Source organism: Stenotrophomonas sp. STEN031 (assembly GCF_056759975.1).
Map to the genome: position 1 here is coordinate 1 of NZ_JBRREA010000109.1, position 4,488 is coordinate 4,488.

A 4,488-nucleotide genomic window follows, 5' to 3' on the forward strand; every position below is an offset into this window, starting at 1 on the left:
CCCGCGCGCCGCCCCCGCCCCCCGACCCCCCCCCCTCCCCCCCCCCCCCCCCCCCACTACAGGTGTTGCTTGCATTGCCGGCTTCGCGGCTTACGCCGCTCCTACAAAAGCCGCCGGCTCACGCGTCCAGGCCCAACTCCCTGCATTCACGCGCATACCAGCGTGGCGCATCATCGATCGGCTGGAACACGTGACTGCGCTCCATCACGCGCTGGTAGACGTGTACCGAGATCGCAATCTGTTCGGTGTCGCTGTTACGCAGCGTATGAAACTCGTCCGGCGGGATCAGGTTGCCTGCACTGCCCTTGCAGCCATGCAGGCAATCACGCGGTGCAAACCGGTAGCGCTCGCCATCGCGCTCCAGCATCCGGTACGGGGTGATCTCCAAGCTGCCCTGCCATACGCCCTCCACGCACCACAGGCCATCGTGGTCATGCAGCGGCGTGCCCTGCCCTGGCCCCCAGGTCATGGCGATGATGCTGTAGCCATGTTCCGGGCTGCGGTAGATCTCGCGGCGTGCGTAGTGATCGTGCACGGGGGCGTGCACGCAGGCCGGCAGCACGATCTGCGGATCGCGGATGGCGTGTTCCAGCACGGCCTGCACCTGGGCGACCGTGCTGTGGGTATCGCTGGCCTGCAAGGCGGCGTCGATACCGTCCAGCAGGCGCTGGCGGCCGGCGAATTCGGGATGCGGCGATTGCAATGTCATCGCTGCAGTCTAGGCAAGGCAGGTAAAGATTCCGTTGAAACTATCTGCCGGCGAGCTCAGAAGGTGCCGCGCTGGATGAAGGGCGCCTGCTGGTAGAGCCGACGTTCGCCGCCACGTGGGTCGTCCATCTGCCGGCTTTGTGTATCGAACAGCATCGTTTGTCGGCGTTCCAGGCCGTATTGCTGCCACGGCGGCAGGCCGGCGTGGTTGGGATCGCCGTGCCGTGCGAAGGCCAGCAAGGCATCACTCATGGTGTCGGCAAGCTGCTGCATCGCCGCACCGTTGCCGGTGCGGGAACCCGGCTGGGTGTTGTTGTGGAACACCAGCGGGATATCCAGGGTATGGAAGGCACGCAGCTTGGCGGCGTCGCCGTCACGGTCATAACCGTCCAGCTGGTACGCCCAGGTCGGTGCGCCCTGGCGCGCACGCGCTTCCAGTTCTTCCACCGCACCGCGCCAGGAGCGGCCGGCGGTGGTGGCGGCGAAGAACACGTCCGACGGTGTGTACTGCGGATACAGGCGCCGGTACTCGGCGATCACCACCGACGGCAGCAGGTCCACGTATTGCTGGGCTTCGAGCTTGGCCGGCAATTCCTCCCAGCTCAGCTCGAAATTCTTCGGGTCGTTGCCGAGGAAGGCACGGGTTTCGTCGTGGGTGTTGCCGATCACCATCGGGATGGTCGCCGATTGCTGCGGCGCCTGCGGCCAGAACGGATGCACCGGCAGGTTGCGTGCGTCCAGCACCGGGCCGACGTAGAGGCTGCTGTTCTCCACGCGCGAGGGATCGCGCACTTTCACTGCCTCCAGCAGTTGCTGCATCGGCATGCGCCGCAATGCCTCGGGATCGGCCTTGAGGTGATCGAGCACCAGCTGCGCGCGTTGTGTGGCCGCGCGCGGGCCGGCGGCGGTGGCCTGCTGGCCGCTCATCGTCCAGACGCGGTGGAACAGGCCCTTGGCTGCCGGCATCGCCATCAGCGTGGCGATCTTGGCGCCACCGCCTGACTGGCCGAACACGGTGACGTTGTCGGCATCACCGCCAAATTCGGCGGCGTGCTGGCGCACCCATTGCAGCGCCTGTATCAGGTCGAGCTGGCCGACATTGCCGGAGTCGGCGGAGGTCTCGTCGCCGAGCTGGGCCAGATACAGATAGCCGAACAGATTGAGGCGGTGGTTGACCGTCACCACCACCACGTCGCCGCGTCGGCTCAGGTTGCCGCCATCGTACAGCGGGTCGCTGCCGGAGCCGTTGTTGTAGGCGCCGCCGTGGATATAGAACAGGATTGGCCGCTTGCCGCCGTCACGCAGTGCTGGCGTCCACACGTTGAGGTAGAGGCAGTCTTCGTTGCCCGGGCCTTCGCTGCCGGTTTGCGGGGCAGCTGCTCCGTAGTCGAGCGCATCGCGTATGCCGCGCCAGGGGTGTTCCTGCAGGGCGGACTGGAAGCGGCGTGGCGCGGTGTCGGCGCCGTAGGGGATGCCGCGGAATACGTGCGTACCGTTCTCGGTCTGGCCAGCCAGGCGGCCGCTGCGGGTGCGGGCGATGGGGCTTGCTAGGGTGTTGGCCCAGCTGGAGTTGCTGAGGGTTGCAAGGCTGGTTGCTGCGGCCAGCAGGGTGGTTTGCTGGAGGAAGCTGCGGCGCGTGGGATTGTTTGGGGTTTGCGGCATGGTGGTGTCCTGGGGTGGTGGGGATTGGGCGCGCTTTGCCCTCACCCCAACCCCTCTCCCGGAGGGAGAGGGGCTTGAACGCTATTTCGGTTGAGTTGTTTGCGATGCCATCCAGCTCAGGGCCAGTTGTGGCCATGCCGCTGTTGTGAGGCCCGCTGTGCCGCGCGTGCCGAAACCGTGGCCGCCGTGTGGGAACAGATGCATTTCACTGCTGACGTTTGCGCTGCGCAGGCTGGCGTAGAGCTGCAGGCTGTTGCCTACCGGCACTACCTCGTCATCGGCGGCATGCAGCAGGAAGGTGGCTGGTGTATCGGCGCGGACCTGCAGCTGCATCGAGTAATGCTGCAGCAGTTCGTCGCTGGGCGCGCTGCCGAGCAGGCGGTCGCGTGAGCCTGCATGCACGTCGTTGCCGCGCATCGTGATGACCGGGTAGATCAGCAGCTGGAAGTCGGGGCGTGCGCTTTCTGCGTCGATTGCGTCGCTGTGCGGATAGACGTTGCGGTCAAAGCCGTTGCCCAGCCGTGCGGCCAGGTGGCCGCCGGCGGAAAACCCCATCGTGCCGATACGCTGCGGGTCCAGGCCCCAGTCCTTGGCGTGGTGGCGGATCAGCCGCAGTGCACGCTGCGCATCGGCCAGCGCCGCTTCGCGGTCGGCACGGCCTTCGCCCGGCAGCCGGTAACGCAACACGAACAGGGTCACGCCGCCCTGCTCCACCAGGGCGGGCACCAGTGCCGTGCCCTCCTTGTCCAGCACAACGCGTTGGTAGCCGCCGCCGGGGACCACCAGCAAGGCGCTGCCATTGGGCTTGGTCGGGCGATACGCCACCAGATAGGGCGCGCTGACATGGTCGATATAGCGGTCTGGCAACGCCGGATCGCTGCTGCGCTCGACGATGCGCTGCGCTTGCGCCAGCGGTTTGTCCCCCGGTGCCATACCCTGCGGCCATAGCGCGATACGGTCGGCCGACCCCGCTGCGGGTTCACCATCGGTGTTGGCCAACACGGTAGCGGGAAGCAGCCCAAGAAAAGTGGCGAAAGCCAGCTGCAGCAAAGGTTTCAGTCGAATCATGGGCGGTGCGGTCAGGTCTGGGCCGAGGGCGTGGTACAGCTTCTGGTGCGGTGCACATTGTCAGATGACACCGGTTTACCTTATACAGCCAGTCACAGCACTGTCGATGGGCAGTGCAGCAAAGTCACCAGGAGACGCACTTGAGCAACGACCAAGGCAGCCAGCCGCAGGCGCCAGCCGCGCTGGACGAGATTGCCCGCACCTTTGTGGAAGCACGCCGCGATGGCCGTTCGCTTCCGGATTTCCCCGGGACCATCCCGGACGATCTGGTTACTGCCTACCAGGTGCAGGACCTGGCGATCGGCCGCTGGGATGACAGCGTGGTCGGCTGGAAGGTCGGCTACATCGCCGCCGAGCGCCGCGACAGCTCCGGCGACGACCGCCTGCTCGGGCCGATCTTCAAACGCAATCTCTGGAATGCTACCGGTAGCATCGTGGAGATCCCCGTATTTGCAGCCGCAGGTGGCTTTGCCGCGGTGGAGGCCGAATACGTGCTGGAACTGCTGGCCGATGCACCGGCCGACAAGCTCGACTGGACCCCGGAAGAAGCCGAAGCGCTGCCGGCCAAGCTCCATATCGGCGTGGAAGTGGCCAGCAGCCCGCTGAAGACCATCAATGTGCTCGGTCCGCGCGTGGTGGTGTCCGATTTCGGCAACAACAACGGCCTGGTGCTGGGCGGCGAAGTGCCGAACTGGACCCGCTGCGACGAACCGGAGCTGCGTGCGCAGACCGAGATAGATGGCGTGGTGGTCGGCACCGGTGGCGCCACCACCCTGCCCGGCGGCCTGCGCGCGGCCTACGCCTTCGCGCTGTCGCGTTCGGCCAAGCGTGGTCGGCCGCTGAAGAAGGGCGAGCTGATCGCTACCGGCAATGCCACCGGCATCCACGACATTGACGTGGGCCAACAAGCATTGATTCGCTTCGCCGGATACGGCGACATTTCCTGCAAGGCCGTGGCGGGCGGGTAATACCCGCCGCCCCCGGTACCACCGGGGGGGGGGCGCGATGGTTTAAAGAATACGCATTAAAAAAACCCCCCAGGGGGCAATT

At 66.2% G+C, this 4,488-nt stretch carries 4 protein-coding genes; 1 reads left to right on the forward strand and 3 read right to left on the reverse strand.

The window, feature by feature from the left end; genetic code table 11:
• Positions 1-118 precede the first annotated feature (118 nt).
• From ACVOLQ_RS22250 to ACVOLQ_RS22260, 3 genes are all read right to left on the reverse strand, one after another.
• On the reverse strand, positions 119-709 hold the full coding sequence (locus ACVOLQ_RS22250; RefSeq protein ID WP_481529335.1) for a cysteine dioxygenase family protein: 591 nt from the start codon (positions 707-709) through the stop codon (positions 119-121).
• A gap of 56 nt (positions 710-765) precedes the next feature.
• Positions 766-2,370 (reverse strand): carboxylesterase/lipase family protein, encoded by a 1,605-nt coding sequence (locus ACVOLQ_RS22255; RefSeq protein WP_481529336.1) that lies wholly within the window; start codon positions 2,368-2,370, stop codon positions 766-768.
• A gap of 81 nt (positions 2,371-2,451) precedes the next feature.
• Positions 2,452-3,438 (reverse strand): alpha/beta hydrolase, encoded by a 987-nt coding sequence (locus tag ACVOLQ_RS22260; RefSeq protein WP_481529337.1) that lies wholly within the window; start codon positions 3,436-3,438, stop codon positions 2,452-2,454.
• 140 nt (positions 3,439-3,578) lie between these two features.
• On the opposite strand from ACVOLQ_RS22260, the gene ACVOLQ_RS22265 reads away from it, so the two are divergent.
• Complete coding sequence (locus tag ACVOLQ_RS22265; protein WP_481529338.1) at positions 3,579-4,406, forward strand: 2-keto-4-pentenoate hydratase; 828 nt, start codon at positions 3,579-3,581, stop codon at positions 4,404-4,406.
• Positions 4,407-4,488: the final 82 nt, after the last annotated feature.